1 protein-coding gene is annotated in these 1,009 nt (G+C 62.7%); it reads left to right on the top strand.

The features are described 5' to 3' along the window. Positions 1-125: 125 nt before the first annotated feature. A complete protein-coding gene (locus Q2T94_RS20475) occupies positions 126-902 on the top strand; it encodes a LysR substrate-binding domain-containing protein (protein ID WP_264271887.1) in 777 nt (258 codons plus the stop codon). Positions 903-1,009 lie beyond the last annotated feature (107 nt).

Here is a 1,009-nt window from a genome sequence, read left to right as displayed (position 1 = left end):
GCCCTTCCCCACTACCTTGAAGAGGGCACACCGCTCAGGTGCCAGGTATCGGAGGACGACTACCGCATCGCTCTGTCATCGGCCCGACTCAGCTACGATCATGAAATTTACTCGGAGGTTGCCCCTTGAACCGTAATGCCCCACGACGAGGCGCATCAAAAGGCAGCCCTCTGAGGTCGATCAAGCGACCGCAGTCAGCTGGCAAGAAGGCCGGGGCCGCCTCGAAAAAGCAGGCCGCTGCCAAGGCAACGCCCAAACCGGAACGGGTGGAGCTGCCGACGCTGCAGCTCGGCTTCGTGCGCGGCGTGGCCCCAAGCAAGTGGGCCGAGCGTTGGGCGCGAGCAGTGCGAGAACAACCGTTGGAACTCGTGCCTGTGGACCTGCACGAGGTTGAGAACGCCCGCACAGAGTTCGATGTATTGCTAGAACGAGTTGCACCCGGAGCTATTCCCGCGGGAAGCGAGGCGGCAGCGCGCACCCGGCACGCGATGCACCTCTACAACGAGACCATCGCTCTTGTGGTTCCGGCAGATCACGAGCTCGCGAAGCTGGGAGAGATTGATCTCGAGGATCTCTCCTTATTGACGCTCCTCGCACACCCGGATCACTTCGCCGAGTGGCCCGAACCCCAGGAGTGGAAAGACCCTTCTTGGACGCCACGAAACGCCAAGGCAACACTCGAGCTCGTAGCGACTGGGCTCGGCGGCGCGCTCATGGCGCAGCCCCTGGCCAGGCACCTCTCTAACAAGCGTGTGCACGCCGTGATTCCGGTCACACACAATGGGGAAACGCTTCTGCCTGGAACTGAAATCTGGGCAAGCTGGCGCATTGAACGGGACGGACCTGACGTGCAGCACCTCGTCGGGGTGCTTCGTGGCCGCACTGCTCGAAGCAGCAGGTAGAAGCAATCCCGCCCACTGGGCATCTCTCTTGACTCGCTGCGTTCGGGCCGACGCGCGACTCCCCACCTGCAACCCCGACCATAACTGCCGCCAAAAGCAGCAACCCG

Source organism: Paeniglutamicibacter sulfureus (genome assembly GCF_030512175.1).
Lineage (GTDB): Bacteria > Actinomycetota > Actinomycetes > Actinomycetales > Micrococcaceae > Paeniglutamicibacter > Paeniglutamicibacter sulfureus.
Note: the sequence above shows the minus strand (reverse complement) of the source record. Positions and strands in the feature narration are given on the sequence as shown.